The organism is Agrobacterium sp. rho-13.3, from assembly GCF_033957765.2.
GTDB lineage: Bacteria > Pseudomonadota > Alphaproteobacteria > Rhizobiales > Rhizobiaceae > Agrobacterium.
In genome coordinates, this window is record NZ_CP192774.1 from 1,742,345 (window position 1) to 1,768,642 (window position 26,298).

The window sequence follows — 26,298 nt, forward strand, 5'->3', positions numbered from 1 at the left end:
GATCACGCCTCATTGCGCGAGGTCGGCGCGCCGTTGGTGGAAAGCTGGACGCGACCGGGAACCGGAGCTTCACCCGTTTTCGGCCATCGCGTACCGCGAAGGCGATCTTTTTCAACTCGTGTAATTGAAACCGAGTTTTGCTGGTTGCCTCCGAGAACGTGAAAGTGCGTGCGATCTTCACCGACATAGAAGCCCACATGACCACCACCGGGCCGCTCAAAAACGAGTATCGCACCCACACATGCAGGAACATCGCGACCGAACGTTTTCCAGTTCAACGCGCCAAGCGGATTGGATGGCAGCAATTCTTCAGGAAGCGGGGTGGAAATCCAGTTTGCCATTGCCAGACCGCACCACGGAATATCATCGTCGGTGTAGTAATTGGCAATCCAGCCACCAAGCTTCTTCGCCCAACCCATAATAACGGGATTGGACTTTGGCCCTGCGATTTCCTTCAGGCCCATATAACGGCGGGCTTCGCGCATCCACACCGGTTCGACCGGCATCTTTGGCGCTTCGACCGTCTGGCTGACAAGGCCGGGCTGCTTGCGCAACGCTTCGACCGTTGCTGCATCAGCCTTGCCGGACTGCGGAAGTTTCTCCGCGAACTGGAATTTCTTGAGGGCGTCGATGACACCGCGACCATGCGCGCCGTCCATGCTGCCCGCGTAGGCACCATGGGTGCGCAGGCGAAAGATCAACCATTGATCAAAAGTAAGAGCCATTCATTTCCCCTGTCAGTGAGGGCAAACTAGGCGTAGCTCAACCATATAAAGTGAGGAATTCAGTTCCGGTCGTTAGAAAACAGGTCCGGCTCTTCAGGGGGATTTTCGTTTGCAACTTCGCGAACCCAACGCTGCGATATGCCAAGCACACGAGCGATTTCAGAGCGGGTCTTGCCTTGGCGTTCCAGCTCCAACACGTCGCTGCGAACAGACTTGCGCGGGCGACCATGCGGAATGTAGATGAAATCACCAGCGAGATATTCACATACAGCTTTTCCATCCTCTTTGCCAAGGGCCACGAGGATGACGTGATCATCTGCCGGATTTTTGGGAAACTTGATCTCGGTTCCGCCGAAATGCGCGATCAGCTTCAGGGCGATGCCGATACCCAAAGTATCGGCAACATCCTGAAGGCTGGAAGGCAAATGTTTGACGGAGGTAATAGCCATAATCAGCCACGGGCCTCCATGGCTTTTAGGGCGTCGATAATTGGATTGGCTTGCGTAAACGTTAGAAAATCGGGATCGTCCACGCCGGAACGCTTCTTGACGAATGTGCGTAGAGCGTGCCGGGAACCGTCTTCAATGACGCCCTTCCGATGGCATGATTTCCAGAGGGCATGCACCAGCCGGATATAGGGCTTGGATGCTACCGGCAGCTTTTTAGTCGTGGCCGTAACCTTGAAGCCAAGGCGCTTGAATTCCTCGACAACGGCAAGGCGCTGGCTCTCCGACATCTTCCGAAGTGAATCGACCTTGGTAACGCGCACGAGCAATTCTCGATAATGGTCTTCGTCCATATCAAGCTGCTTTTTCGCGATATTTATGATGGCAAAAGCGTTCATTTCGAGCTACCTGCGTTCAAGCATACAGAGCGTAGGCCCGTTAAATTACCTTGGAGGATTGGCGTCTTATGATCACAAGATGGTGGCCTGAAATATGTATTGTTTTGGCAATTTCTATTGCATTGAGGGAAGCTCAACTTTTCGCAGCCAGATTTCCGTATGGCAATTTTCTGTATCATTATCAGACACTTATTACGGGCGTTCTCGCTGTGGGGGCTGCTTGCATAACTATTCGGCAAATGCTTCGGATTGATATGGAGCAGGGAGAGAGACATCGACAGACATTGTCTTTTGCAATTCGTAGCGAGTTGCGAACAATGGATCGCGCCCTTTATCCCGCACTTCAGCAGGTCAACGAGATTTCCAAGCAAGTTGAGCTGATCAACTTCAGTTTTGAAAATGAGAACGCTGGGGACACTCAACGATGGATTTGGTACTCTGAGGTAGCGAGGCCACTGAACAAGGCTATTAGCTCCACTCTCGCAGTAATAGAACACGACCCCTTCAAGGGAGGCGCTGACTATTTCGACGGTCAGTTGCTCGGAGCTTTTCTTGCGTTGCAAAGGTCGGCGTCTCGTGCTGAAAAACAATTGACTAAGCACATTGAGGTTTTGGACACTGATCCTTACACCGACTACAGTGGCGTATCGCACTACGAACATCGGGTTTTTGAGGATCACGGAATGCACTTTGTCGAGAGTGCGTTTATCTATTTCCGCGATCTCGCTACATTCTGTCAGGCTCTTGAAACAGCTAGTATCAAGCACCGGAAACTGAAAGATATCTACGCCGATTGAAATCATTGGATTGGCTCTGGCGTAGCTCGAACTTGATATTTCGAGAAGAATATTGGTGCAAATATCCGTGCGTATACAAACTCAACAGTCATGCCGTGCTGGGTCGCTGCCTCCCAGTAGCTGTCCCTTGTCGTAGGATCAGTGAAAACGGAGGCTATTGCCTCCGTTTCCGTGCGGCGAAAGCTGTGTGGCAATAGTGTTCCTTCAGGCGAGCAAATCGCATAGCCCTGCGCAAACGAGGATTGTAGGGTGCGATCAGATGCCAATTGTCAGCCCGCCGCCTTGACCGCAGAGACTTCCAGCTCCAGCGGTTCGATTGCGAACACTTCACCCTCTGACTTGATCGTGACGCCCGCGACTTTGCGCGCTGTATCAGGATCATTCAGCATGGCTTCCTTGTTGATTTCCTCTTTCTCGCGGATGAAGGCTTTCAGGCCGAGAGCCTTCAGAGCCTCAAGAACGACTTCACCACCACGGATGGAGACGCTGGCAGGAAGTGAGCGCCACCGGACGCTTCCGGTGCCAAAGTCATGGAATTTCACCTTGTCATTGTTGGTGAGGATCATGCGATTGGCTTCGCACCACGCCTGCACGCCGCGCTCATGTTCCGCCAGCTCTTCGGCCATCATCGCCGTGTCAGCTTCAAATTTCTCACCGGCAAGCCTGATGGCTTCGTCAGCAAGACCCTTTTGCGCGAGGATGGCGCGACGAAGGTCGCCAATACGACCAACAGCCCAAACCGCATCGTGACGGCTCTGCGGCACGCGGGAAATGGCCATTGGTTTTATTTTCTTTGCAGTTTTCATTCTAGTAGTTTCCTTGGTTTCAGTTTGTGTCGGTAGGTTTGGAAAGACGGCTTTCCGCAAAAGCGGCAAGCGAAACGACATTTTTGGAAAGGAGGGTGTTGAGATTGACGGGATCAGGATCAGAGCCGTAAAGCTTGTCCTCCATGCTTCTCACTTCCGCCTGACATGTGGACAAAAGGCGGGCGACCGTTCCAAGAGCATCCGGTGGCATCGCTGCACCTCCGGCCTCATGGGCCAAAAGATGGGTTTTCAGCAGAGACAACAAAGCAGACGTCTTAAGCATGGTGTGGCTCCCGCTGGAGATCGATAATCGGAGAGGACACCAGCCGCCCTTCAAGCGGGACATGCGGACGGCCTGTGAGATATTCGATGGTGGTTTCCATGTGCCGCGCCTCCATTTCCATGAGGCGAAGCGTTAGAAAAAGCTCTGAAGCATCGACCGTGCTAACGAGCGGCAACAGGCGATCACGCAATTGCGTGGTCACGTCAGACAGCATTCTTCACCTCTGCTTTCTTCTGGTTTTCAGGGTTTTGCGGGCATTGGCGGCAGGCCAGCCAATGCTTCAGCTTCGTTGGATCGCTCTTGGCCATCGGCGCTGTATGGTGGGTTACGCAAATACCTGGGGCAATCGCGTCACGCAGATGCGGGCACCAGACTTGCTGCCCGTAAAGCGCCATGACCTTGGGTGCGAGTTTGGCTTGCACCTTGTTCATGCCAGCGCTGTATTTCCCCGCGCAGATGAGAGAGATCGCAGTGCGCGACACGCCCAACTCTTCGGAAATCACCTGCTTTGAACGATCCGGTTTTGCCGCTTCCGCACGCAGAACGTCCACCCATGCAGGATCGACAAGAGGCATCAAGCTTGCTTGGCGCATGATACGACCTCGTCAGTGTTGGGGTCATGGAGCAGACCCTTTTTCGTTATAACCACCGGTGCGAGTTGCCCCGAATTGCGGACGAGCCGGAAGCGTTGTTTGCGTTTATTTTGAGTGGGTAGCTCCACCACGTAACCAGCCCGCTTCAGAGCGCAGATGTATCTGTGGGCGTTGTTTTCCGGGTATTCCAAAGGCCAATCAGCAACCATGACGATGTCACGGACCGCGAACGGTCCAGACATTCGCATGACTGTCCAAAGACGTTGGCGGAACCCATCAGCAGGGGGCTTCACTTGCACAGGCGGCTTAGGCGGTGCCGGGATGACACCACTCTTCTTTGCCTTCCGCCCTAACCTCGTCAGTTGATAGCAACCAACCTTGCGCCGCTCTATCAAGCCAGCGGACACCATCCTGCCCAAAGCTGGCGTGAGTACATGTCTTGGCAGGCGGGTTGCCTCTAACAACGCCTCCATCTTGAGACATGCTCCTGCGGGCAAAAGATCAAATATGGTTTCAAAATGAGCTGGAGGTTTATCGAGCATGATCAAGCAAGCTCCGGCACCAGAATGGGCTTATTGGTGCGACGGTCGTTCAAGACCGTCTGCCCGCCCATATCCGCCATGGTGATACCCTGCGGGCCGGGATCGATGCGTAAACCGAACCGCTCAATATTGGCGATAGCTTCCAGAACTTCGCGGTTGTAGCCGCCAGAAACCTTCAGAACGAAGTCAATGAGATCGTCTGCGACCTTCACTTCGCATTTCTGGTCAATGAGAAGTCTAACGTCATCCCGGTTGGCCTTCTGGAAAGTCACGCGCTGGCTGATGCGGCTCGAAATCTGCGGGAAACGAGAAATATTGTCGTTTACCTTGCCCATACCGACGAGGATCACGGGCAGCTCAAGCATGTCGGAAATGTCGCGAACCGTTTCCAGCAAGGATGCCTTGCTGGAAATATGGTCCGCTTCGTCGATGACGATACCGAAGCTGCGGCGGGCCATCTGTGCGGCGGTTTGGCGGCTTCCAAGCTCACGCAGGATCGTTTCGTACTTCTTTTCGATGCTGTGCGGCGGGCGAACCGGCAGGCTCTCCAACAGTTCATTCATGAACCATGCTGGCTTCCATTCCTGCTTTGCACGCAGGTAAATCCAGCCGGTTTTTCCCACCCAATATTTCAATGTGGTAGTTTTTCCCAAACCGGGAACACCGTCCACAACGGCAAGGCACGCCTCCTGCGCCCCGCGATCTTCCAGCGCTGATAGAGCTGAGAGAAGGCGTTTTACGTTGCTGGTCTCGACAAATACGTTTTTCATGCGTAGTTTTTCCTCGTGTGAATGTTGGGTGTCAGGCAGCGGCGCGGATGATGTGTAGGAGCTGATCCACGTCGATGCCGGACATTCGAAACAGGTCAATCGTGGTTTGCCTCTGGAGGCATCGACGCAAAACACCCACTTGATTGACCGTCAGTTTTTCCGGATTTTCTAACGCCCATGCCGCCAGAGCTTCGTCTGTTGCGAATGTCTGTCTGCGGGCGGTTTCAACGGCTCCGGTCGCCGCTTGAACGGTTTGGCCGTCACTGGTGACAAGCACGGGACCAGCAGAAACCGGCTCCGGCTCATGCTCGATGATCGGCATGAATGTTTGAATGGAAGCGTCGATAAATGCGCCGGGTGACAACTCGGCTTCGACTTCCGCGAGATGGTCGTTGAGGCGACGGGCGCGGGCAGTGGCCCGCTTCTCAATGGCAGCACGTTCCATCGTAAGCGGAATGTATCGCTCTTCATTGCCCGCGAAGATCGCAACGCAGATCAAACGGCCCATAAGCTCTTCGCCGGATTTCCGGTCGATCTCACGCACCCAAACCTTGCTGGCGTCGTGGATATCGTAGCCAACCAGCACGTCTTCGCCGTGGAATTCTTCCAGCGCCAAATTGAAATAGGTGTTGGTCAGCCATTCAATCATAGAACGGCGAGTGCGGCGCTTCACATAAGGGCGGAACAGGTCGTTCTTTTCATGCTCCAGAACCGGGACGATCTCGAAGCCCGTGGAAACGTGATATTCCCAATATTGGTCAGGCGACATTTTGCCCGGCAACGACGAATGCGGTTTGGCGTTGTAGGAGGCGACGGCGTTGACACATGCCGTTAGAAAATCCTGCCAAGATGGCAGGCGGCTGGATGCACCAAATTCCCTGATGTCCTTGCGGGTTTCCTTGAACGACTTCTGGCGCGCCTGACGGTCCATATCTTCGCCAATGTATGTGGCGTATTCTTTCGACAGCGGGTTCCAAACCGATCCATTGAAACGCTCAATGATGCCGCGTGCCTGCGAATTCTGCGGCAAGGAATGCAGCTTCGTAACGCCAAGCCGTTCGGTGACACCGGTTAGCTGGTTGTCCAGCACGTCATTCTTGAAGCCCGGTCCACGGTCCACATAGAAGATTGCCGGAATGCCATTCTGTTCGCAGGCATGACGAAGGGCATCGACCACGCCAATGGTATTTTCCGCCAGACCGAACGAGAAGCCGACGCAACGGCGCGTGGCGACATCAACGATGCTGGTGATTTCCGGGCGGAAGGGCTGGCCGTGGATCGGGTGCGCAACTTCGGCGTCGAACGTCTTGCCGTCAGCAGTATAAACGCAACCCGGCAACAGATCGTCCGTGGAACGCAAAGTGTAAGCCATGCGGCTTTTCAGGGTCAGAGAACCTTCACGGCCACGATGTTTCTCGACATTGCCAAGCCGCGCCATAAGGCGGCGAACCTGATCGTAATTCGGTGGCATGATGTGCGCGGGCAGAGCCTTCTTGAACTGCTCAAGGGCTTCCGTTAGGCAAGGCTTTTGCGGCTGCGCGTAGAACCGCAGATACTGCCAAAACCATGATGGCACGTCCTGCTTTTCTTTGGTCGGCAAAGGTGCCAGCGCGCCGACACCAACTGTGTCGCGCAGCTTGAACCAATCATAAAGCGTGGCACGGCTGACGCTTGCCTTGGTGGCGCGATCATTTGCAGCCCGAAGGATCGCTTCCGAAATTTGTACCGCTGCCGGATCGGCAAGGAACGATTGGATAGCCTGTCGTTGCGACATGCCGTTAGAAATCTGGTGCATGTCTATGGCAGACAACACGGCAGAACGTGCATTCATCACGTCGCGCTGACGAGCAGAGAGGTTGGCAGTCGAGAGCTTTTCTCGGCGTGCAATCTCTTGGGTCTTCTTCGCCTGTTGGCTGACCAGTACAAGTTCGCGGCTGTATTCGCCATGCAAAGCAGCTTGCAAAGCTTCTGGCAGAAGCGAGATATGGTATTCATATCCGCCACCGCCTTCACGGCCTTGGCGCTCCCGGCAAAGCGGGCTTGCATTCCAGCCTTCGCGCTTGATGCAATCCTGTACACCGCGCTTGCTGTGGGGCATGGCTTTCAGCTTGAGGCGAACACCGGCGTCCGCGATTTCCTGCGCTGAATAATAGCTCATTTGAACCCTCCGATACGACCGGCAAGGGCATCACGGCGGCGGGTGCGCGCTTCAATCTCTCGATCTTCGCGCCAAATTTCGATGATGTCGGCATAGCGTTCTGGAACCGCGACGTAGCCAGAGAAACCACAAACGAACGCCAGCAGCTCGTAGCGCCCAGTCACTTCCAGCAAGGCGATAAAGCGCTCAAGGGTGATCTTGTGGTCCCGGCGCGCCGGGCTGGCATAGCAATCCAGCATGTTTTCCGTCACGCGCTGACCAAGATGCTCGGACATCGCATCCGCAATTTGAGCGCGGGACATCTCGGATTTTTGCATGGCGTGAGCGAGAACGCGGGCAATCTTGACGTCCAGCGTTCCGCCTTTCGATACTTCAGGATCGATGTGCGCCGCGACTTCAACCGGCTCGTAGTCGAGGAAGATATCCAGAGTGAGTGTGTCGCGGCGCTTCTTCATCAGATACGGCCCCGGCGCTGGAGGGACGCAATAATCCGGTCTTCATGCTCAATGATGACGTTATCCAGCTCGTCATCCTTCAAGCCACCCAGAAACTTGCTCATGGTGGCGATGCTTTTTTGCAGTTCCGCAATGCGGGCATCGACCTGCGCAGCAACGATATCGTTCGCACCCGGCAAGGACTTCAGCGTTTTGTTAACGGCGGCAACCTTGCGCTCCGTATGCGTCAAAGCACGGCCATTCGTTATGATGGCAAGAGCGTCAGGCAAGTTGGTTGCCTTCGGCGGTTGCGCGAACAGAATGTCCAGCACTTTGATCTGATCGCTGTGCGACTGTTCCGCAAGCTGCTTCAATCCAGCCTGATGATCGGCGAGCCAAGTGCCAGCGCAACGCTTGCGGGATGCTTCGGAAAGTTCAGTCCAGATTTTCACGGCAAGTTCGATCGAACGGCGCGACATGCCGATTTTCTCGGCTGTTGCAGCGGCAAAGCCGAAAATCTCCGCGCCCTCTGGATCAGAACGCAATTCTTGCGTTCTGATTTTGGACTTGCGATCACCACCATTTTTCGCCTGCGGATAAAGGCGTTCATACACCTTTTTCATCTCATAAAGATGGTGGAAACGGTCGAGTGCCTTCAGCTCATGGCGTCCGAGGTTTTCGATAACCTCTTCCATGCGGGCGTCATCATCCGATGCGGCAGCGGAAATTCGTGTCGGTATGGTATCCCAACCGAGGAGAGAGAAAGCGGCGTGGCGATGCAGGCCGGTCACGAGGCGCTTGCGATCATCGACGATGCGGACAGTGACTGGATTGATAAGGCCGTGAGCCGCAATCATAAGCGAAAGCGCTTCTGCCCAAGCCGCATCCAGATCACGAGCGCGGTTTTCGGGAATGTCGATGTCAGAAAGTTTGACGTCTTCTACGGGCGTAACCCGGAATTCAGGGATAGTGATATTGACGTGCGCGGTCATGCTGAACCTGTGTCGATAAGTGATGTTCGATGCGGAGCCGCCTCATGGGGGCGGCGATGCTGCGGCTCCGCTGGATCGCGCCGGACGCAAGACCGGATCGGCGCAATGGAAAAGGAAATCAGGCCACTAAGGCGTCGTATTTGTCCGCGATTTCGCGCAGGCGACTGGCAACAAGCTTCGCAGCTTTGGCCGTCGCCTCCTGCTGGATTTCAGCAAGTGTGGCGTCGAACAACTTTGCCGCAAAAGCGTCCATGTCACCTACGGATTTAGACCCTACGGGCGCGATGCCGAGAATGTTGATGCGTCGGGTTTTTGGATCGACTTCGGCAGCTAATACTGGGCGGATTTGATCACCGTTCGAAGTCGATACCAACGCATCAACCGGTCGAGTGGATGGGGTTTCCTGCTCTACGTGAACATCCGGGAGCATATCCATTGACAGAATTTCATTGTAGCCAAGCCATGTAGGCTCTGGACCACCGGGGCGCTTGATCAACTTCGCCTGCACACCTGCAATCCAACGCTTCGCGATGGCGCGTGGTGGTGGCTCAATATTCAAGTAGCGCAGCTCCAGTGCGAAATCTTGATAGGCGGTTTGACCGTTGTAGTTCGGGGAAACCGCTTCGTCCCACAGCCGGGCGGCCAAAGGGATGACCTGTTCAGGCATGTTGTCAAAGAAAGGGATGATGTCAGCAGCCGCGCGATGGTTTGACATTGGCGTCCTCATGCTGCCACCAACTTGTCAACAGCCGCGTTAGAATTTTGACTTTCTAACGATGGGTATTTCGCGCTATCAAGGATACGGGTTTTCCGAATGGGATACCGATCCGGGAAGAGTTCTTCGACTTTCGCGCCGAGGAAATTAGCAAGCGCCCTTTCAGCCGGGCGTACGGTTCGGGACCAAACGGCCCGGAAGGTGTTGGGGTTTAGGCCATTCATTTCAGCAAGACCGGTTAGCGTCATACCACGCTCTTCGAGCTGCTTCTTGATTTCCGGCTTCGTCCACTTTTTGGGTTTAGACATTTGGACCTCCTGCGACTGAAAGCGGATGTTGGCGCATCCGCTTTTTGTTGGTGTTTGAAACGCATCAGCGCCCCGCAATAGCGCGGCGCATCAATAGGAGTATTCCAAATATGGTTGAGTCGCAATCCCAAATTTGGAATTAGGTCCACATATGGAAGATAAAGAGCCGCTTGGATTTCGCGAACGCGTAAAAGACGCGATTAAACAGGGCGGTGGCCCATCTGCCATGGCTTCCAAAACTGGAATTCCAGTTGGGACAATCAATAAGTATGTCGCCATGTCGAGCGCTGCGTCGCTCTCGAATGTCGTTCGTATATGCCGAACTATTGGACTGACGATTGACGAATTGATTTCCGGGCAATCCGTTAACCTTCAGCACGGCGCAGACGATGCGTCTGGGCAAATGCACTCACAGACTTTGGGTGTAGAGGTCGCGGATTTTATTGCGTTGCCGTTTTTAGATATTCATGCTTCGGCAGGATATGGCGCAGTCGCGCCGATACACGAAGAAGTGCGGACGGTCATATCTTTTGAGCGCGCATTTCTTCGAAGTCTTGGCGCGATGCCAGATGGGTGCAAAATCATCGCCGCTCGTGGTGACAGCATGGTGCCAACCATACCAGACGGTGCTCTGATCGTTGTCGATCATAGTCAATGTGATGTGGTCAACGGTTGGATCAGTGTCGTTAATGTAGGCGGCGATCTGCTCGTGAAGAGAATTCGTCGGCGTTTAGACGGCACCGTAGAACTCGTATCCGACAATCCGATCTATCCGGTGGAAACAATTGGCTCTGATCGTATCGACCAACTGACAATAATCGGTCGCGTCGTTTATTTCTGCCGCGCACCGTAAGGCTTCATCAAAACCAAAATCGAAATTTCTAACGGCTCAAAGGCTGTTTTGACACTTCCCACCTTGGCTTTAACCGAGGTCGAAAGTCGTTGGCATTTTTTCAAGCAAAATCAGTGATGTAATTAAGGTGGGAAGTTTTTGTATCAGGTGGGCAGTTTCTTCCCACCTCGCGAGGCTCCGTGCATCGCGCCGTCGCGTGCTCTTAACCCCGCAATCACAGTTTCTTTCTGGCGAAGCTGCATTACCCGCTCAATTTTCCCTTTTCTTTTCAGAATGTTGTTCTTGTCAGCGCCGTTGGCAGAACAATGCGAGAAGAATGCGCGAATCTGTCCAGAAGAATGCGCGGTTTATCGCCACTTTTGATAGGCGACTTTCATCGGACTCCCCGCCATCGTTAGAGGCAGGGAGCTAGATTTCCCTTATTCCATAAGCGTTTGCGGGTTTGACTGGCCGGATAGCTCGTGTCCAGAAGTTAACACCCCCCCACACCAAACCCCAACCTCACGATTGAATCGATTATATCGCCCAACCCACCCAACCGCTTTGAACATCACCACGAAATGCCCGATTTTTCTTGAGAAATTCACTTTACATGGCGGGTTCACTATCGCATCCATTTGCCACTGAATAAACCAAAGGAGAGCCACGATGGCCAAACAGAAAGTTGCAATGTTGACCGCAGGCGGTCTTGCTCCCTGCCTCTCTTCGGCTGTGGGCGGGTTGATCGAGCGTTATAGCGACATCGCGCCGGACATCGACATTGTGGCTTATCGCTCCGGTTATCAGGGCGTGCTGTTGGGTGATAGCGTCGAGATCACCAAGGCCATGCGCGAAAAAGCGCCGCTTCTGCATCGTTATGGCGGCTCGCCCATCGGCAACAGCCGCGTGAAGCTGACCAACGCTGCCGATTGCGCCAAGCGTGGCCTCGTCAAAGAAGGTGAAAACCCGCTGAAGGTCGCGGCAGAGCGTCTGGCAAAAGACGGCATCACCATTCTGCACACCATCGGCGGGGATGACACCAACACCACGGCTGCCGACCTTGCCGCCTATCTCGGCGCAAACGGGTATAACCTCACCGTTGTCGGCCTGCCGAAGACGGTCGATAACGATGTCGTGCCGATCAAGCAGTCGCTCGGCGCATGGACTGCCGCCGAAGTCGGCGCGAACTTCTTCGATAACGTCAGCAACGAACAGAGTGCTGCACCAAAGACATTCGTGATCCACGAAGTCATGGGCCGCCACTGCGGCTGGCTGACGGCGGCAACCGCCCGCGCCTACATTCAAAAGACCAAGGGCAATGACTATGTCGAAGGTCTTTTGATGGACGAAAAGCTGAAAAGCATCGATGGCCTCTATCTGCCGGAAATGGCTTTCGACATCGAAGCCGAAGCGGAACGCCTGAAAAAGACCATGGACAAGAACGGCTTCGTCACTCTCTTCGTGTCTGAAGGCGCCGGTCTGGATTCCATCGTTGCCGAGCGTGAAGCCGCTGGCGATACCGTCAAGCGCGATGCCTTCGGTCATGTCAAGATCGACACGATCAATGTCGGCGGCTGGTTCCAGAAGCAGTTTGCGGGCCTCATCGGCGCAGAACGCACCATGGTGCAGAAGTCCGGTTATTACGCCCGCTCCGCCCCTGCCAATGGTGAAGACCTTCGCCTCATTCAGAGCATGGTCGATCTGGCGGTGGAAAGCGCGCTGAACAAAGTTTCCGGCGTGACCGGCCATGACGAAGATCAGGGTGGCAAGCTGCGCACCATCGAATTCCCGCGCATCAAGGGCGGAAAACACTTCGATCTGTCGACCCCATGGTTCGGCGACGTCATGAACCACATCGGCCAGCCCTATAAGGCCGCATGAAAATTCGATTTCTCTAAAATACTGTGGCGCAAACACACCTATATAAAGTTATGGTGACATTGACCCAGAAACCCGTTTCGGTTTCTGGGTCAATGTTGTAGTCTCAAAGAAAATGACGTCGGGGAGGGCAAGGAGGAAAACACATGTCCGCACAAGTCTGGCTGATCTTCTGTACAGCCTGTGCCATTCTGTTTGCACTTCCCTCGCCCATTTCCTTCAAAGTTGCGAGCTATGCCGCCATACGCGGAAAACGCGGTTTCACCGCGTCCATCATGGGCGCGACATTAGGCATCGTCACCACCGTCACCGCAGCCTCCATCTTCGTCACCGGCGCAGAATTTCTGCCGTCATCCTTCCTTGAAGTCGTGCAGTGGGCCGGCACGGGCTGGCTGATGCTGTTCAGCCTGTGGACAATTGCCACACCGGCCGCGCGGGAAGCCAATGCCGACAACGACAATCTGCGCGGAAAAAGCTTCGGCAGCATTTTTGCGGATTGTTTCATCCTTGCGGCGCTTCGGCTGCGCTACTTCGGCTTTTTCATCGCGTTCCTTCTGCAATTCCTCAACGGCACGCGCAATGTCATTGAAATGGTGTTGCAAATGCAGGCCGTCGTTTTGCTCGTCGCGTTGGTTTGCCTCTGCGCACAGGCATCATTTGCGCGCTTTACCATCGCGTCGGTGCGCCGCATGTCGGCCACCAAAAAGGTGCGCAATCCCAGAAGAACGCACTTTATCGCAGGCCGCGCCGTGACCGCCGGATATCGCCGAATCGCGGCCTGAAAATCCCGTTAAAAGTCGCGGCTTGCCGCTAACATGACAATAGGTTAATGATCGCCCAATAGGGACTGCCTGCTTCGTTCGGAACGGGGGTATCGAACGACAGGCGCACTCAAAGGCGGCAGAATGAAAATTTCAGGCAATTTTCGCCGAAAATCGGCGCTATTTTTGTCGTCCACCGTGGGCATTGCGCTCACACTGGCAGGATGCACAAGCGTCGAAGTCTCATCCAAAGCGGATATCGAATCGCCTAAAATCGCAGCCGCCCCGGCAAAACCGGAGGGTACGGCAACCGAAACGGCCAATGCAGCGACCACAGTAAATGCATCAACCGCAGTACCGGGCGTAGAATCGGCCACCGCCGCTCCCCAGGTCGCCGCGGCAACGGCCCAGGAACTTCCCTCGACAGCAGCCGTCAAAGGCGGTCGCGTCGCTCTTCCCCCCGCATCGGAAATTGCAGCCGCAGCAGCCATCTCCACGCAGATGCAGCCGCCGCAGCCGCAAGTGCAACAGGTCGCACTCGCCGCGCCCGCGCCAACCGCCACCACAGCCCTCGTTCCAACAACAACAACGGCATTAGCCAAACCAACCGGTGCCGCAGCACTTCCGCAGGTCGTCGCGCTCAAAGGCAGCTTCCCGCCAGCACCGGGCGCGCCCGGCACACCCTCCGCCGCAGCCATACCGCTGACGGAAGAAATGATGAAGCAGCAGAGCGTCATTCCCGTGCCGAAGCCACAGGGCGCAATGCTGGCCTATGCTTCTGCACCGCAAAACGCCGCCCTTGCCGCCATAGGCACACGGGAAACCCTCACCGCGCCGTTGGATGCCCCATCCATGATGGGCCGCCAGAAGCTGAGCGGACTGATTACCAAATACGCCACCATGTATAATGTGCCGGAAGATCTGGTCCACCGCGTGGTCATGCGTGAAAGCCGCTATAATCCCGGCGCGGTCAATGGCGGCCATTTCGGCCTGATGCAGATCAAACACGCCACCGCCCGCTCCATGGGCTTCGACGGCCCCGCCTCCGGCCTGTTCGACGCCGAAACAAACCTGAAATACGCCGTCAAATACCTGCGCGGCGCATGGCTCGTCGCCGACAATGACCGCGACAACGCCGTGCGGCTCTATGCCCGCGGCTATTATTACGACGCCAAGCGCAAGGGCATGTTGCACGTTCTGCGGAAGTAAGACGAGCGGACATCAAAATTCCATCATACCGAGCCCTCCCTCCGTCATCCCGGACATCTCCCCCTCAAGGGGGGGAGATCGGATAGACGCATGCTTTCCACGTCATCCGCAGCGTTGAAGATGGCCGAGAGGTCGCCACTTGCCGATCTCCCCACCTGAGGGGGAGATGTCCGGCAGGACAGAGGGGGGTGAGCCACGGGCGATGACGTTTAATGTGCTCCGCAAGCCAGCTTAGCAATGGTCCAAAGCCCCCGTCATCAAACTGTTGCGTCACAGCGCTAAACGCCTCTCACCCGAACGAGAGGTGGAATCAGATGACGAACGCCGCACCCGACACCGGCTTCAGCAAGAACGCCAAGCTCAAGAATGCCCTTCTCCAGCATAAGGCATTGTCCACCAGCGGATTGTCGGAGCGCCTGTTCGGCGTGCTGTTTTCCGGCCTCGTCTATCCGCAAATCTGGGAAGACCCGGAAGTGGACATGCAGGCGATGGAACTGGCTGAAGGCCACAGCATCGTTACGATAGGTTCCGGCGGCTGCAACGTGCTGGCTTACCTTTCGCGCAACCCCTCGCATATCGATGTGGTTGATCTGAACCCGCACCACATCGCGCTCAACAAGCTGAAACTCGCCGCCTTCCGCCACCTGCCGAATCACGGCGATGTCGTGCGCCAGTTCGGCATCGCCAACGTCCGCTCCAACAGCGAAGGCTACGACCGCTTCATCGCGCCAAACCTGGATGCCCAGACCCGCGCCTACTGGTCGAAACGCACCATGTCAGGCCGTCGTCGCATCTCCGTGTTCAACCGCAATATCTATCGCACCGGCCTTCTCGGTCGTTTCATCGGCGTTGGACATGTGCTGGCGCGCCTGCACGGCGTCAAGCTTCAGGATATTGCCAAGACGCGCTCGATGGATGAGCAGCGCCAGTTCTTCGACGAGAAGGTCGCCCCCCTTTTCAACAAACCGATGATCCGCTGGCTGACGAAGCGCAAAAGCTCCCTGTTCGGCCTCGGCATTCCGCCGCGCCAGTATGACGAGCTTGCCAGCCTCTCGGACGGCAACACCATTGCCCCGGTGCTGCGCCAGCGTCTGGAAAAGCTCGCCTGCGATTTTCCGCTGAAAGACAATTATTTTGCGTGGCAGGCCTTTGCCCGCCGTTACCCGCAAGAGCAGGAAGGCACTCTGCCCGATTATCTGCGGACCGATTATTATCAGGCGATCCGCGAAAACGCCTCTCACGTTTCCGTGCATCACGCCACCTTCACCGAACTGCTGGCCTCCAAGCCCGCCTCCTCCGTCGATCGTTATGTGCTGCTGGATGCGCAGGACTGGATGAGCGATGTGCAGATCAACGAACTTTGGTCGCAGATCAGCCGCACCTCGGCACCGGATGCCCGCGTCATTTTCCGCACGGCTGCCGAAAAAAGCGTGATCGAAGGCCGTCTTTCGCCCGATATCCGCGCCCAGTGGTCCTATCTCGCAGAGCGCTCCCACGAACTGAACGCCCGTGACCGCTCGGCCATTTATGGCGGCTTCCATATTTACCAGAGGACATCGGCATGAAGAGCGTCGGCGACAATATCAGCCTCGGCAATGCACACCACGCGGGCCTGATGGACCGCATGTACCGTCACCAGCGGCACATTTATGACATCACCCGCAAATATTACCTTTTGGGCCGCGACCGCACCATTCAGAAGCTGGATATCCCGGACGGTGGCAGCCTGCTGGAAGTCGGCTGCGGCACGGGACGCAATCTTCTGCTGGCGTCTAAACTCTTTCCGACCGCAAAACTTTATGGTCTCGACATTTCATCCGAAATGCTGACCACCGCCAGCGAGAATTTCGGCGGACGTAAAGAACGCCCTATCCTGCGCGTGTCCGACGCCACCACCTTCAAGCTCAGCGAGTTTGCCCGCGGCAGTGGTTTCGACCGCATCATGATTTCCTATGCCGTATCGATGATCCCGGAATGGGAAAAAGCGGTCGAACGCGCCCTCCTGTCGCTCGCGCCCGGCGGCTCGCTGCACATCGTGGATTTCGGCCAGCAGGAAGGAATGCCGCGCTGGTTCCGCAATCTGCTTCAGGCATGGCTCACCAAATTCCACGTCACACCCCGCGCCAATATGCGTTACGTGCTGGAAAACCTGGCCGGAAGCCACAATGCAAGGCTGGAGTTCGAGCCGGTTGCACGGGGCTATGCCTGGCGCGCGGTTTTGACGCTGTCAAAAGGTTAGAACGTCGAACACAATACACGGCAGTGCGTGTGGCCTACCCCCCTCTGTCCTGCCGGACATCTCCCCCACAAGGAGGCAGATCGAATCGTGGCGATGTCTCGCCCATATTGACCGTTGCCGATGACGTGGGGTGCTTGCGTCTTGCCAATCTCCCCACCTGTGGGGGAGATGTCCGGCAGGACAGAGGGGGTGAACCACACACTCAGCCGTGTACGATGATCGAAGCCGCACAGAAGCGCAGATTTCCCGCCACCCCATCTTGCTATAACATCTCGTTTACCCTGTTATGGTAAACAGGGGATTACGGCACCCTTTCGAGGGTGGCGGCGAGAATTTCATTCGTTTCAACTGGGTTCATCATGCGGCGGCTTCTTCCGGCTCTTTTCACGACCATGCTGATGCTCAGCGGCTGCACATCCACCAGCTATGATTTTCTGGAAACGGCATCCGTCGCCAAGCCGCGCTTCAAGGATAATGATCCGCAGAATTTCGGCTCCAGATCACCGCACAAACATGAAGTCCACGGCATCGACGTGTCCAAATGGAACGGCGATATCGATTGGGCTGCCGTGCGCAAATCCGGCGTCGCCTTCGCCTTCATCAAATCGACCGAAGGCACCGACCGTGTGGATGCGCGATTTGATGACTATTGGCGGCAGGCCGCAGCCGCAGGCGTGCCCCACGCGCCCTACCATTTCTATTATTTCTGCGCGCCAGCCGATGCGCAGGCCGACTGGTTCATTCGCAACGTGCCGAAGGAAGCCATGAAGCTTCCGCCGGTTCTCGACGTCGAATGGAACCCGGCCTCCCCCACCTGCAAAACGCGCCCCTCGCCCGACGTGGTGCGCTCCGAAATGCAGCGGTTCCTCAGCCGCATCGAAGCCCATTACGGCAAACGCCCGATCATCTACACCAGCGTCGATTTCCACCGCGACAATCTGGTCGGCCAGTTCAAGAACTACCATTTCTGGGTCCGCTCGGTGGCTGCCCATCCGGCAGAAATCTACAGCGATCGCCAATGGGCCTTCTGGCAATATACCGGCACCGGCGTCATTCCCGGCATCAGCACGCCAACGGATATCAACGTGTTTGCAGGCAGCGAGAAGAACTGGCGCACATGGGTGGCCTCTGCCAACCAGCCCCGAAATTAATCACAGCAATTCAACTTGATTTTTCTGCCGATTCCGGCAGATGTGCTGCGAAATAATCGCATGGCCATGGAAACAAACCACTCGGTTATGCTTTTCCACGGTCTCGCCCACGCTTCCGCCACAAATCTTCAGGAACGCATGGGGTAAATCGCACATTTGAGGAATTCCAATGTCCAGCTTTTCGCCTCGCAGCCTCGTTCTTGCTGCCACCCTGTTCACATTGTCTTGCGGCTCTGCACTTGCGGTCACGCCCGCTGTTTCTCCGGATGATCCAAAGCAGGTTGCCTGCGGTGGTGATCTTGCTGCATTTCTTCAGGGCGTGAAAACCGAGGCTGTTGGCAAGGGCGTTCCCGCGCAAGCCGTGGACAAGGCTTTGGCCGGCGCGCAAATCGACCAGAAGGTGCTGTCGCGAGACCGCGCCCAAGGCGTGTTCCGCCAGACGTTTGTTGAGTTCTCGCAGCGCACGGTCAGCCAGGGCCGCCTTGATCTTGGCCGCAAGAAGATTCAGGAGTTCGCCTCCACCTTCAAGCGTGCGGAAGATGAATTCGGCGTCCCAGCAGGCGTCATCGCCGCGTTCTGGGCCATGGAAACCGATTTCGGCGCGGTTCAGGGGGATTTCAACACCCGCAACGCGCTCGTCACGCTGGCGCATGATTGCCGCCGCCCGGAACTGTTCCGCCCGCAGCTGATTGCGCTGACTGAAATGGTGCAACATGGCGATCTCGACCCGGCCACCAACACCGGCGCATGGGCGGGTGAAATCGGCCAGGTGCAGATGCTGCCAAAAGACATCATCGCATTCGGCGTGGATGGCGATGGTGATGGCCATGTCAACGTCAAAAGCAGCTCCCCCGATGCCATACTGACAGCCGCAAAGTTCATCCAGCATCTCGGCTTCAAAAAAGGCGAGCCGTGGATTCAGGAAGTCTCCGTGCCGGAAAACCTGCCATGGGAAAAATCCGGCCTCGGCGGCACGCTGACAGCGGGGGATTGGTTCAAGCTTGGCGTCACCCCGCGTGATGGCAACACCAACTTCGCCGCCCTGCCCGCCGCCCTCATCATGCCACAGGGCCGCAAGGGCGCGACCTTCATCACCTACCCCAACTTCAACATCTATCTGGAGTGGAACCAGTCCTTCATCTACACGACGTCTGCCGCTTATTTCGCAACGCGCTTCGCGGGCGCGCCGGTGTATAACAAGGGCAACCCCGATCCCGGTTTCGACGATGCGACCATGAAGGAACTCCAGACCAAGCTGGATGCCAAAACCCATGATGTCGGCAAGATCGACGGCATCCTCGGGTCCGGCACCCGCATCGCCGTTCAGCGCGAACAGCAGCGCCTCGGCCTGCCCGCCGATGGCTGGCCAACCCGCGAGCTGCTGGAAAAGCTCTGATTGGTGGGTCGATCAACGCCAACCTCCACCGTCATCCCGGACTTGATCCGGGATCCAGCGCGGTCAAGTCTTTGACCGCAAAAGACTCTCTCGCGCCGCAGACGCGGCGACTGGATGCCGGATCAGGTCCGGCATGACGGAAAGTGACCAAACGGCTGTGGAATTAACCACAGCCATTTACTTTTTCCACACTCCGCACCGATTTTTTCAGACTGTAATATAAGTTGTTTTTCAACGGATTGGCGTCATCGCCTCATATGCACATGCCGCTTTTGTGTGCAGCGCATCATAAAATCTGCTTTTCAACAGACACAAAACGGTCATAATGGTTACTGTCAACGTAAGGAGGCAGAGCATGGGACTTACAAATTCTCTTAATGCCTTGGCAGTCGGTGTGGCGTTTGCATTTGTCGGAGTGATGCTGTTCATCTGACAGAAGCTTGGGGTTTATCACGCACACCAGGTAGTTGATCATCATAAGCCATTAAAAAAGCGCAGGTTTCTCGAAACCTGCGCTTTTTTCATATCAGTGAATCGATGCAAGAGTCGGCGGCAGTGGGCGTGGCTACCCCCCTCTGCCCTGCCGGGCATCTCCCCCACAGGTGGGGAGATCGGCATGTGGAAAGCCTTCGCACATCTCAAACGCTGCGGAGGGAGTGGGAGCGTTCCGCTGGCCGATCTCCCTCCTTGTGGGGGAGATGCCCGGCAGGGCAGAGGGGGGTAGCTCCACCCAGCGGCCGCCTACGATCATCCGAGGCGACGCATAACCGTTTCAAAAAATCACGCAGCCGACCGTCTCAAATCCCGAAAGCCGACACTCTCCAGAACCGCATTCACCAGGGGTGCACGGTTCATGGTGTAAAGGTGGAATTCGTTAATGCCACGACGGCGCAGGTCGATGATCTGTTCGGCGGCAACGTCAGCCGCCACTTTCGCACGCTCGATCGGGTCTTCATCAACGCCGGCAAAGCGCTCATCCAGAAATGCCGGCACGCTGGTGCCGCAACGAGCCGCAAAACGCTTCAACAGCGTCAGGTTCTGGATCGGCATAATCCCCGGCACGACAGGAATGGTAATGCCCGCCTTGGTGACGCGCTCCATGTAACGCTCGAAAATGTCATTATCAAAGAAGAACTGCGTCAATGCGCGCGTGGCACCATTGTCCGCCTTGCGCTTCAGCATGTCGATATCGACACCGTCATTTTCGCTTTCCGGGTGTTTTTCGGGATAGGCCGACACCGAAACCTCGAAATCTGCAATGTCGCGCAATCCACGTACCAGTGCGGCAGCATTCTCATAGCCTTGCGCGTGCGGCTTATAGGCCGTGCCGATGCCCGTGGAAGGGTCGCCGCGCAGCGCCACGAAATGCTTCACACCGGCGGCGCGGAACTCCTCCACCACATCGTGAACCTCCTGCCTGCTGGCATCCACGCAGGTCAGGTGCGAGGCGGTCGAAAGACCGGCGCTGGAAATCATCCGGCGCACGGCATCCAGCGTCGGTGCCTTGGTGGTGCCACCCGCGCCGTACGTCACGGAGACAAAATCCGGATTCCAGCGGGAAAGCTCTTCCACCGTTTCCCAGAGCTGCACGTCCATATCCGCATTTTTCGGCGGAAAGAACTCGAAGGACAGCTTGATGTCTCCGGTCACGTGGCGGTCGGTTTCGGTCTTTGTCATGTCATGCCCTCCCGGCGGCAAGAAGCGGGGCGTCAATCACATCCGCGCCTGCAATCAACAAGCGGGGATCGCGCGCGACCCATATGGTTACGTCGAGAGACTGGGCAGACGTCTTGCCGGAATGCAGATCGACAGACTTCTCGGGCGACAGCCCGGTTTTTTTCAGCCACTCTTCCATGGTTTGATGAGAGAAACCGAGGCGAACATGCGCATGGTCCTCCCGCAGATATTCCAGCGCGTGCGGAGCCAGATCGATAATCACCAGACGACCATTCGGGCGCAGCATCCGTGCCGCCTCGGCGATCGCCATTTCCGGGTGGTCTAGAAAGTGCAGAACCTGATGCACTACGACAAGATCGAAATCCTGCCCCTCAAGCGGCAGGTTCAAAATGTCGCCGTGCCGCACCGAGGCATGTGCCACGCCTGCACGGTCCAGATTGGAGCGAGCAACCGCCAGCATGTCGCGGCTGGCATCGATGCCGATTGCGCGGCGATAAATGCCGCTGAACAATTGCAGAATACGGCCCGTACCCGTGCCAAGGTCCAGCATGGAATCAACCGGCGTTGTGCCGATGAGTTTCAAAAGCGCGCTTTCCACCGCATCGTCACTGACATGCAGACGGCGAAGCTCGTCCCACGCAGACGCATTGCGGCTGAAATAATCCTGCGCCCGCTCCGCCCTCACCCGTTTGACGGCGGACAGACGCTCGCTATCGCGCAAAAGAACCGAATCTGTCGGGGATGCAATCGCCAGAAGCTGTTTGACCATCTCGGCAGACTTGCCATCCTGCTTCAAACGGAAGTATGCCCAGGCACCTTCCTGATAACGGTCGATCAGGTCTTCTTCGGCCAGCAGTTTGAGATGGCGCGAAATGCGCGGCTGGGACTGACCGAGGATTTCAGTCAGGTCGGTCACGGTCAAATCGCCCGCAGCCAAAAGCGCCAGCAACCGAAAGCGTGTCGGCTCGCCCGACGCCTTCAAAAGCCCCACCAGATTATCAAGCCCTAGAGCCAATGCACCAACCTCAACCTAATTAACATATAAAGATATCTTTATACGATTAGTGAGAAAGTGCAAGATGAGATGGAGTCGATCACCAGAAAATCGTATCATGTTGAGAAACAAACAAGGAGCCGTCAGGCCCGCTCACTCAAGCAGAACTGCACCTCTACCCTGTGCGCCAAGCACATCGCCAGGATTGCGCAAAGGACAGTCCTCGACGGAAAGACATCCGCACCCAATACAACCCTCCAAATCATTTTTCAGTTGTGTAAGCTTATCTATGCGCTTTTGAAGCGAAGCCTTCCAGGCGCCTGAAAGATTTTTCCAGTCTCCCGCATTGGGAGTTCGCCCATTAGGAAGTGACGACAAGGCCTCTCGAATTTCCGCAAGTGGAATACCCGCCTGCTGGGCAATTTTGATGATGGCGACACGGCGCAAGACTTCCCGAGGATAACGCCGTTGATTACCGGCATTACGTGAAGCCGATAACAGTCCTTTTGCCTCATAAAAGTGGATCGTGGACACCGGCACACCGCTGCGCGTAGCAACCTGCCCGACTGAAAGTTCACGATGAATATCCAATTGTGCCGTCACGCCTCTTGACCTCAACTATAGTTGAGGTCGTATGAACCCGATCAACTCATCGATCAAGCGCCAAATGTGGCGTTCGAGTTCCCAACAAGGAGTTGACCATGATTTCCGTTAAGGGCCTTTACGAAACCCATTTGACCGTTTCCGACCTCAATCGTTCGATCGATTTCTACCGCGATGTCGTTGGGCTGGAATTGGCGCACATTATTGAGGAGCGTAACGTCGCCTTCCTGTGGATCGGCGGGCGCGAGAAATCCATGCTCGGCCTTTGGTCGATCCAAAGCTCTCCAATGCGCATGCGGCTGCATATTGCTTTTCATACAACGCTTGATCAAGTCGTTGAGGCACCCGCTTACCTGCGCTCAAAGGGCATTGTCCCTCGAAGCGGCGGCGGCGAGAGGGAAATCCATGAACCTATCGTGTTCCCTTGGATGCCAGCAGCGAGCGTTTATTTCGATGATCCTGATGGCCACTCGCTGGAATATATAGCGATCTTGCCGGGGGAATCTCGCCCCGAGATTCCCGGAATCATGGCGTTCTCGGAGTGGAACCGGTTGGTGAAAGACTGAACCTAAAAACCTTGCTAGCAATCACATAAAGGAAAAGCCGTTGCATCATTCTATGCAACGGCTTTTCCGAAAATCGGTAGTTTAGAGACAGATCAGCGTGTCAGACGCTTGTAAGACTGGCTACCGGGGTTGAGCGCATCTGCGCCCAGGCGGCGGACCTTGTCCTGTTCGTAGTCTTCGAAGTTGCCTTCGAACCATTCCACATGGCCATCGCCTTCGAATGCGAGGATGTGTGTGGCAAGACGGTCAAGGAACATGCGATCGTGGCTGATGATGATGGCGCAGCCGGCGAAGTTTTCGAGCGCTGTTTCCAGCGCGCCCAGCGTTTCCGTATCAAGGTCGTTGGTCGGTTCGTCGAGGAGCAGAACGTTGCCGCCAGCCTTGAGCATCTTGGCCAAGTGAACGCGGTTACGCTGACCACCGGAGAGGTTGCCCACCTTCTGCTGCTGGTCTCCGCCCTTGAAGTTGAACGCGCCGCAATAGGCGCGGGAGTTCATGTCGAACTTGCCCAGCTTGATGACTTCCGCACCGCCGGAAATTTCTTCCCACACGGTCTTGTCGGCGGCAAGCGCATCACGGCTCTGGTCGACATAACCAAGATGCACCGTCTCACCAATGCGGACCGAGCCGCTATCCGGTTTTTCCTGACCGGTGATCATCTTGAACAGTGTCGTCTTACCGGCACCGTTGGGGCCGATGATGCCGACGATACCGCCCGGTGGCAGCTTGATCGACAGATCGTTGATCAGCGTGCGGCCCTCAAAGCCCTTGGTGATTCCCTGCATCTCGATAACCACCTGGCCCAGACGCTCGGAAACCGGAATGATGATCTGCGCATCGCCGGGACGCTGCTTGTCGGCGGCATCCACCAGTTGTTCGTACGACTTGATACGCGCCTTGGACTTGGCCTGACGGGCCTTCGGGCTGGATGCAATCCATTCCTGTTCGCGCGAAATCGCCTTCTGGCGGCCTGCATCTTCACGGGATTCCTGCTGCATACGCTTGGCCTTGGCCGTCAGATACGCAGAATAGTTGCCCTCGTAAGGAATGCCACGGCCACGGTCGAGCTCCAGAATCCAGCCGGTGACGTTATCCAGGAAGTATCTATCGTGGGTAATCATCATCACGGCGCCGGGGTAATCGCGCAGGTGCTTTTCCAGCCATGCGATGGTTTCGGCGTCAAGGTGGTTGGTCGGTTCGTCGAGCAGCAGCAGGTCCGGCTGCGACAAAAGCAGGCGGCAGAGTGCGATACGGCGGCGTTCACCACCAGACAGCAGCGTCACGTCACTGTCCTTTGGCGGGCAGCGCAGCGCTTCCATCGCCATCTCGACCTGCTGTTCCAGATCCCAGAGGTTCTGACTGTCGATGATGTCCTGAAGCTTGGCACCCTCATCCGCAGTTTCGTCGGAATAGTTCATCATCAGTTCGTTGTAGCGCTCAAGCACAGCGGTCTTGTCAGCCACGCCAACCATGACGTTTTCGAATGCGGTCTTGGCAGGGTCGAGATGCGGTTCCTGCTCCAGATAACCAACCGTCGCACCTTCGGCCAGCCACGCTTCGCCGGTGTAGTCCTTGTCTTGCCCTGCGATAATGCGCAGCACTGTCGACTTACCGGCGCCGTTGGGGCCGAGAATACCGATCTTCGCATCCGGGTAGAAAGACAGGTTGACGTTTTCGAGGATTTTCTTCGCGCCGTAAGACTTGTTCAGCCCCGACATGTGGTAGATGAATTGACGTGCCATTGTAGCAAACGCTCCGCGTCAGATTTGAAAATTCAAATGGGAAATTTGCCGCTATGTAAGGTAAATAGGGGCACGGGGCAACCTCTTGCCCCACAATAAGGACGGCAACCTCTTGCCCAACAATAAGCATGTGCGCGGAGACACTGATGGACGATATGGCATTTGGCGAAATCAACCGGCTGACAAGTGCATCCGGCGCTTCCATCGCTTATCGGTACGAGCCTGCGCAGGGCCAGCCGCGCGGCGTTCTGATGATTTGCCATGGCCTTGTGGAACATGCAGGCCGCTACCGCCGCTTTTCCGATGTCATGGCGAAACAGGGTTTCGAAGTCTACGCCCACGACCATCGCGGCCATGGCCGCACGAAAGCGGATGACGCCCCCATCGGCCGTTTCGCATGGAAAGACGGCGTCGCCAAGGTTATATCAGATGTGATGGCGATGCGCACTCTGGTCGGCGAACGCCACCCCGGCCTGCCCGTCATCCTCTTCGGCCACTCGATGGGCGGCCTCATCGCGCTCAACACCGCCGTCAGCCACCCGGAAAGCTTCGATGGCCTGTCCATCTGGAACTCCAACCTCAACACCGGCTTTATGGGCCGTTTGGCGCAAGTCATTCTCAGACTAGAAAAAATGCTGAAAGGCTCCGACGTCCCAAGCGCCATCCTGCCCAAAGCCACCTTCCGCATCTGGAACAGCAAAATGCCGGAAAAGCGCACGACAGCGGATTGGCTCAGCCATGACACACACGCGGTCGATGCCTATGTCAATGACCCGCTCTGCCAGTTCGAAGCCAGCGTATCGCTCTGGCAAGACGTCTTCGACATGTCCTATCGCGGCCCCAAACTCATTTCCCGCCTGCCGAAAAATCTCCCGCTGCTCCTCGTCAGCGGAGACGAAGACGCCGCCACCAATGATGGCCGCGAGATTGTCTGGCTGGCAAAGAAGTTCCGCGAAGCGGGCTTCACCAACGTCGAAGACAAAATCTACCCCGGAATGCGCCATGAGACATTGAATGAGATTGGTTGGGAGGTTCCGGCGGCTGATTTTGCGGCTTGGGCGAGGAAGGTGGCAGCCTAACCGCACGCCCCTCCCTCTCTTCCGTCATCCCGGACTTGATCCGGGATCCAGTCAGCCCAGTCTTGGGCTGGAAAAAGTCTCTCGCCTTGCAAACGCAAGGCGGCTGGATCCCGCATCAAGTGCGGGATGACGGAGGGTGGCGAGGTATGCGAGCCCCACACATACCCCTCACTCCCTTATTGCCAAAACGGAATGACGCCATGA

The 26,298-nt window shown here is 56.2% G+C and carries 29 protein-coding genes; 11 read left to right on the forward strand and 18 right to left on the reverse strand.

All coding sequences use genetic code 11. From position 1 onward, the window contains the following. Nucleotides 1–2: 2 nt before the first annotated feature. The 3 genes from RMR16_RS08740 to RMR16_RS08750 are packed head-to-tail and all read right to left on the reverse strand — an operon-like array spanning nt 3 to nt 1,569. A complete protein-coding gene (locus RMR16_RS08740) occupies nt 3–725 on the reverse strand; it encodes a TIGR02594 family protein (protein ID WP_320200511.1) in 723 nt (240 codons plus the stop codon). A 59-nt stretch (nt 726–784) separates the two neighbouring features. Continuing rightward, nucleotides 785–1,174 (reverse strand): helix-turn-helix domain-containing protein, encoded by a 390-nt coding sequence (locus tag RMR16_RS08745; protein ID WP_320200512.1) that lies wholly within the window; start codon nt 1,172–1,174, stop codon nt 785–787. Nucleotides 1,175–1,176: 2 nt separating this feature from the next. Next, a complete protein-coding gene (locus tag RMR16_RS08750) occupies nt 1,177–1,569 on the reverse strand; it encodes a regulatory protein GemA (protein ID WP_320200513.1) in 393 nt (130 codons plus the stop codon). A gap of 68 nt (nt 1,570–1,637) precedes the next feature. On the opposite strand from RMR16_RS08750, the gene RMR16_RS08755 reads away from it, so the two are divergent. Then, nucleotides 1,638–2,366 carry a hypothetical protein gene (locus tag RMR16_RS08755; RefSeq protein WP_320200514.1) on the forward strand — a complete coding sequence of 243 codons (729 nt, stop codon included), beginning with the start codon at nt 1,638–1,640 and terminating at the stop codon, nt 2,364–2,366. A gap of 269 nt (nt 2,367–2,635) precedes the next feature. On the opposite strand, the gene RMR16_RS08760 is transcribed toward RMR16_RS08755, so the two are convergent. From RMR16_RS08760 to RMR16_RS08810, 11 genes are all read right to left on the reverse strand, one after another. Continuing rightward, nucleotides 2,636–3,172 carry a host-nuclease inhibitor Gam family protein gene (locus RMR16_RS08760; RefSeq protein WP_320200515.1) on the reverse strand — a complete coding sequence of 179 codons (537 nt, stop codon included), beginning with the start codon at nt 3,170–3,172 and terminating at the stop codon, nt 2,636–2,638. Nucleotides 3,173–3,191: 19 nt separating this feature from the next. Continuing rightward, nucleotides 3,192–3,455, reverse strand: a complete 264-nt coding sequence (locus RMR16_RS08765; RefSeq protein WP_320200516.1) for a hypothetical protein — start codon at nt 3,453–3,455, stop codon at nt 3,192–3,194. After that, nucleotides 3,448–3,669, reverse strand: a complete 222-nt coding sequence (locus RMR16_RS08770; RefSeq protein WP_320200517.1) for a hypothetical protein — start codon at nt 3,667–3,669, stop codon at nt 3,448–3,450. Before RMR16_RS08770 ends, RMR16_RS08765 begins: the two co-directional genes overlap by 8 nt. Further along, nucleotides 3,659–4,048, reverse strand: coding sequence for a MarR family transcriptional regulator (locus RMR16_RS08775; RefSeq protein ID WP_320200518.1), 390 nt, complete (start codon nt 4,046–4,048; stop codon nt 3,659–3,661). The genes RMR16_RS08770 and RMR16_RS08775 overlap by 11 nt, the downstream gene beginning before the upstream one ends. Continuing rightward, complete coding sequence (locus RMR16_RS08780) at nt 4,030–4,590, reverse strand: hypothetical protein (RefSeq protein WP_320200597.1); 561 nt, start codon at nt 4,588–4,590, stop codon at nt 4,030–4,032. The genes RMR16_RS08775 and RMR16_RS08780 overlap by 19 nt, the downstream gene beginning before the upstream one ends. A gap of 2 nt (nt 4,591–4,592) precedes the next feature. Further along, nucleotides 4,593–5,360, reverse strand: a complete 768-nt coding sequence (locus RMR16_RS08785; RefSeq protein ID WP_320200519.1) for an AAA family ATPase — start codon at nt 5,358–5,360, stop codon at nt 4,593–4,595. Between the two features lie 31 nt (nt 5,361–5,391). Continuing rightward, nucleotides 5,392–7,518: a Mu transposase C-terminal domain-containing protein gene (locus RMR16_RS08790; protein WP_320200520.1), complete on the reverse strand. Its 2,127-nt coding sequence runs from the start codon at nt 7,516–7,518 to the stop codon at nt 5,392–5,394. Continuing rightward, nucleotides 7,515–7,973 carry a hypothetical protein gene (locus tag RMR16_RS08795; RefSeq protein WP_320200521.1) on the reverse strand — a complete coding sequence of 153 codons (459 nt, stop codon included), beginning with the start codon at nt 7,971–7,973 and terminating at the stop codon, nt 7,515–7,517. Before RMR16_RS08795 ends, RMR16_RS08790 begins: the two co-directional genes overlap by 4 nt. Continuing rightward, entirely contained in the window at nt 7,973–8,944 is a 972-nt protein-coding gene (locus tag RMR16_RS08800; protein WP_320200522.1) for a ParB/RepB/Spo0J family partition protein, read from the reverse strand. The genes RMR16_RS08795 and RMR16_RS08800 overlap by 1 nt, the downstream gene beginning before the upstream one ends. Before the next feature lie 118 nt (nt 8,945–9,062). Beyond that, nucleotides 9,063–9,659: a hypothetical protein gene (locus RMR16_RS08805; protein WP_320200523.1), complete on the reverse strand. Its 597-nt coding sequence runs from the start codon at nt 9,657–9,659 to the stop codon at nt 9,063–9,065. An 8-nt stretch (nt 9,660–9,667) separates the two neighbouring features. Further along, complete coding sequence (locus RMR16_RS08810) at nt 9,668–9,967, reverse strand: helix-turn-helix domain-containing protein (RefSeq protein ID WP_320200524.1); 300 nt, start codon at nt 9,965–9,967, stop codon at nt 9,668–9,670. Nucleotides 9,968–10,118: 151 nt separating this feature from the next. Here RMR16_RS08810 and RMR16_RS08815 point away from each other — a divergent pair, with 151 nt between their 5' ends. The 8 genes from RMR16_RS08815 to RMR16_RS08850 all read left to right on the forward strand — a co-directional run bounded on the left by RMR16_RS08815 (nt 10,119) and on the right by RMR16_RS08850 (nt 19,433). Further along, nucleotides 10,119–10,820 carry a LexA family transcriptional regulator gene (locus RMR16_RS08815; RefSeq protein WP_320200525.1) on the forward strand — a complete coding sequence of 234 codons (702 nt, stop codon included), beginning with the start codon at nt 10,119–10,121 and terminating at the stop codon, nt 10,818–10,820. Nucleotides 10,821–11,468: 648 nt separating this feature from the next. Continuing rightward, entirely contained in the window at nt 11,469–12,680 is a 1,212-nt protein-coding gene (locus RMR16_RS08820; RefSeq protein WP_320200526.1) for a pyrophosphate--fructose-6-phosphate 1-phosphotransferase, read from the forward strand. Between the two features lie 143 nt (nt 12,681–12,823). Further along, nucleotides 12,824–13,459: a LysE family translocator gene (locus RMR16_RS08825; protein WP_320200527.1), complete on the forward strand. Its 636-nt coding sequence runs from the start codon at nt 12,824–12,826 to the stop codon at nt 13,457–13,459. 123 nt (nt 13,460–13,582) lie between these two features. Then, nucleotides 13,583–14,647 (forward strand): lytic transglycosylase domain-containing protein, encoded by a 1,065-nt coding sequence (locus RMR16_RS08830; RefSeq protein ID WP_320200528.1) that lies wholly within the window; start codon nt 13,583–13,585, stop codon nt 14,645–14,647. A gap of 314 nt (nt 14,648–14,961) precedes the next feature. Continuing rightward, nucleotides 14,962–16,212: a DUF3419 family protein gene (locus tag RMR16_RS08835; RefSeq protein ID WP_320200529.1), complete on the forward strand. Its 1,251-nt coding sequence runs from the start codon at nt 14,962–14,964 to the stop codon at nt 16,210–16,212. Further along, nucleotides 16,209–16,886, forward strand: a complete 678-nt coding sequence (locus RMR16_RS08840) for a class I SAM-dependent methyltransferase (protein ID WP_320200530.1) — start codon at nt 16,209–16,211, stop codon at nt 16,884–16,886. Before RMR16_RS08835 ends, RMR16_RS08840 begins: the two co-directional genes overlap by 4 nt. Before the next feature lie 359 nt (nt 16,887–17,245). Further along, nucleotides 17,246–18,037, forward strand: a complete 792-nt coding sequence (locus RMR16_RS08845) for a glycoside hydrolase family 25 protein (RefSeq protein ID WP_320200531.1) — start codon at nt 17,246–17,248, stop codon at nt 18,035–18,037. Nucleotides 18,038–18,206: 169 nt separating this feature from the next. After that, entirely contained in the window at nt 18,207–19,433 is a 1,227-nt protein-coding gene (locus RMR16_RS08850) for a lytic murein transglycosylase (protein ID WP_320200532.1), read from the forward strand. Nucleotides 19,434–20,213: 780 nt separating this feature from the next. Here RMR16_RS08850 and metF read toward each other — a convergent pair. The 3 genes from metF to soxR form a co-directional block, all read right to left on the reverse strand. Then, nucleotides 20,214–21,110 (reverse strand): methylenetetrahydrofolate reductase [NAD(P)H], encoded by an 897-nt coding sequence (metF, locus tag RMR16_RS08855; protein ID WP_320200533.1) that lies wholly within the window; start codon nt 21,108–21,110, stop codon nt 20,214–20,216. 1 nt (nt 21,111) lies between these two features. Further along, a complete protein-coding gene (locus tag RMR16_RS08860) occupies nt 21,112–22,125 on the reverse strand; it encodes an ArsR/SmtB family transcription factor (RefSeq protein WP_320200534.1) in 1,014 nt (337 codons plus the stop codon). Nucleotides 22,126–22,257: 132 nt separating this feature from the next. After that, nucleotides 22,258–22,707: a redox-sensitive transcriptional activator SoxR gene (gene soxR, locus RMR16_RS08865; protein WP_320200535.1), complete on the reverse strand. Its 450-nt coding sequence runs from the start codon at nt 22,705–22,707 to the stop codon at nt 22,258–22,260. 98 nt (nt 22,708–22,805) lie between these two features. Between soxR and RMR16_RS08870 the strand changes: the two genes are divergently transcribed. After that, complete coding sequence (locus RMR16_RS08870; protein WP_320200536.1) at nt 22,806–23,273, forward strand: VOC family protein; 468 nt, start codon at nt 22,806–22,808, stop codon at nt 23,271–23,273. A gap of 92 nt (nt 23,274–23,365) precedes the next feature. Here RMR16_RS08870 and ettA read toward each other — a convergent pair whose 3' ends face one another. After that, the gene (ettA, locus tag RMR16_RS08875; RefSeq protein WP_320200537.1) at nt 23,366–25,015 is read right to left on the reverse strand and encodes an energy-dependent translational throttle protein EttA; all 1,650 of its coding nucleotides are present in this window, start codon (nt 25,013–25,015) and stop codon (nt 23,366–23,368) included. 146 nt (nt 25,016–25,161) lie between these two features. Here ettA and RMR16_RS08880 point away from each other — a divergent pair, with 146 nt between their 5' ends. Continuing rightward, the gene (locus RMR16_RS08880) at nt 25,162–26,094 is read left to right on the forward strand and encodes an alpha/beta hydrolase (protein WP_320200538.1); all 933 of its coding nucleotides are present in this window, start codon (nt 25,162–25,164) and stop codon (nt 26,092–26,094) included. Nucleotides 26,095–26,298: the final 204 nt, after the last annotated feature.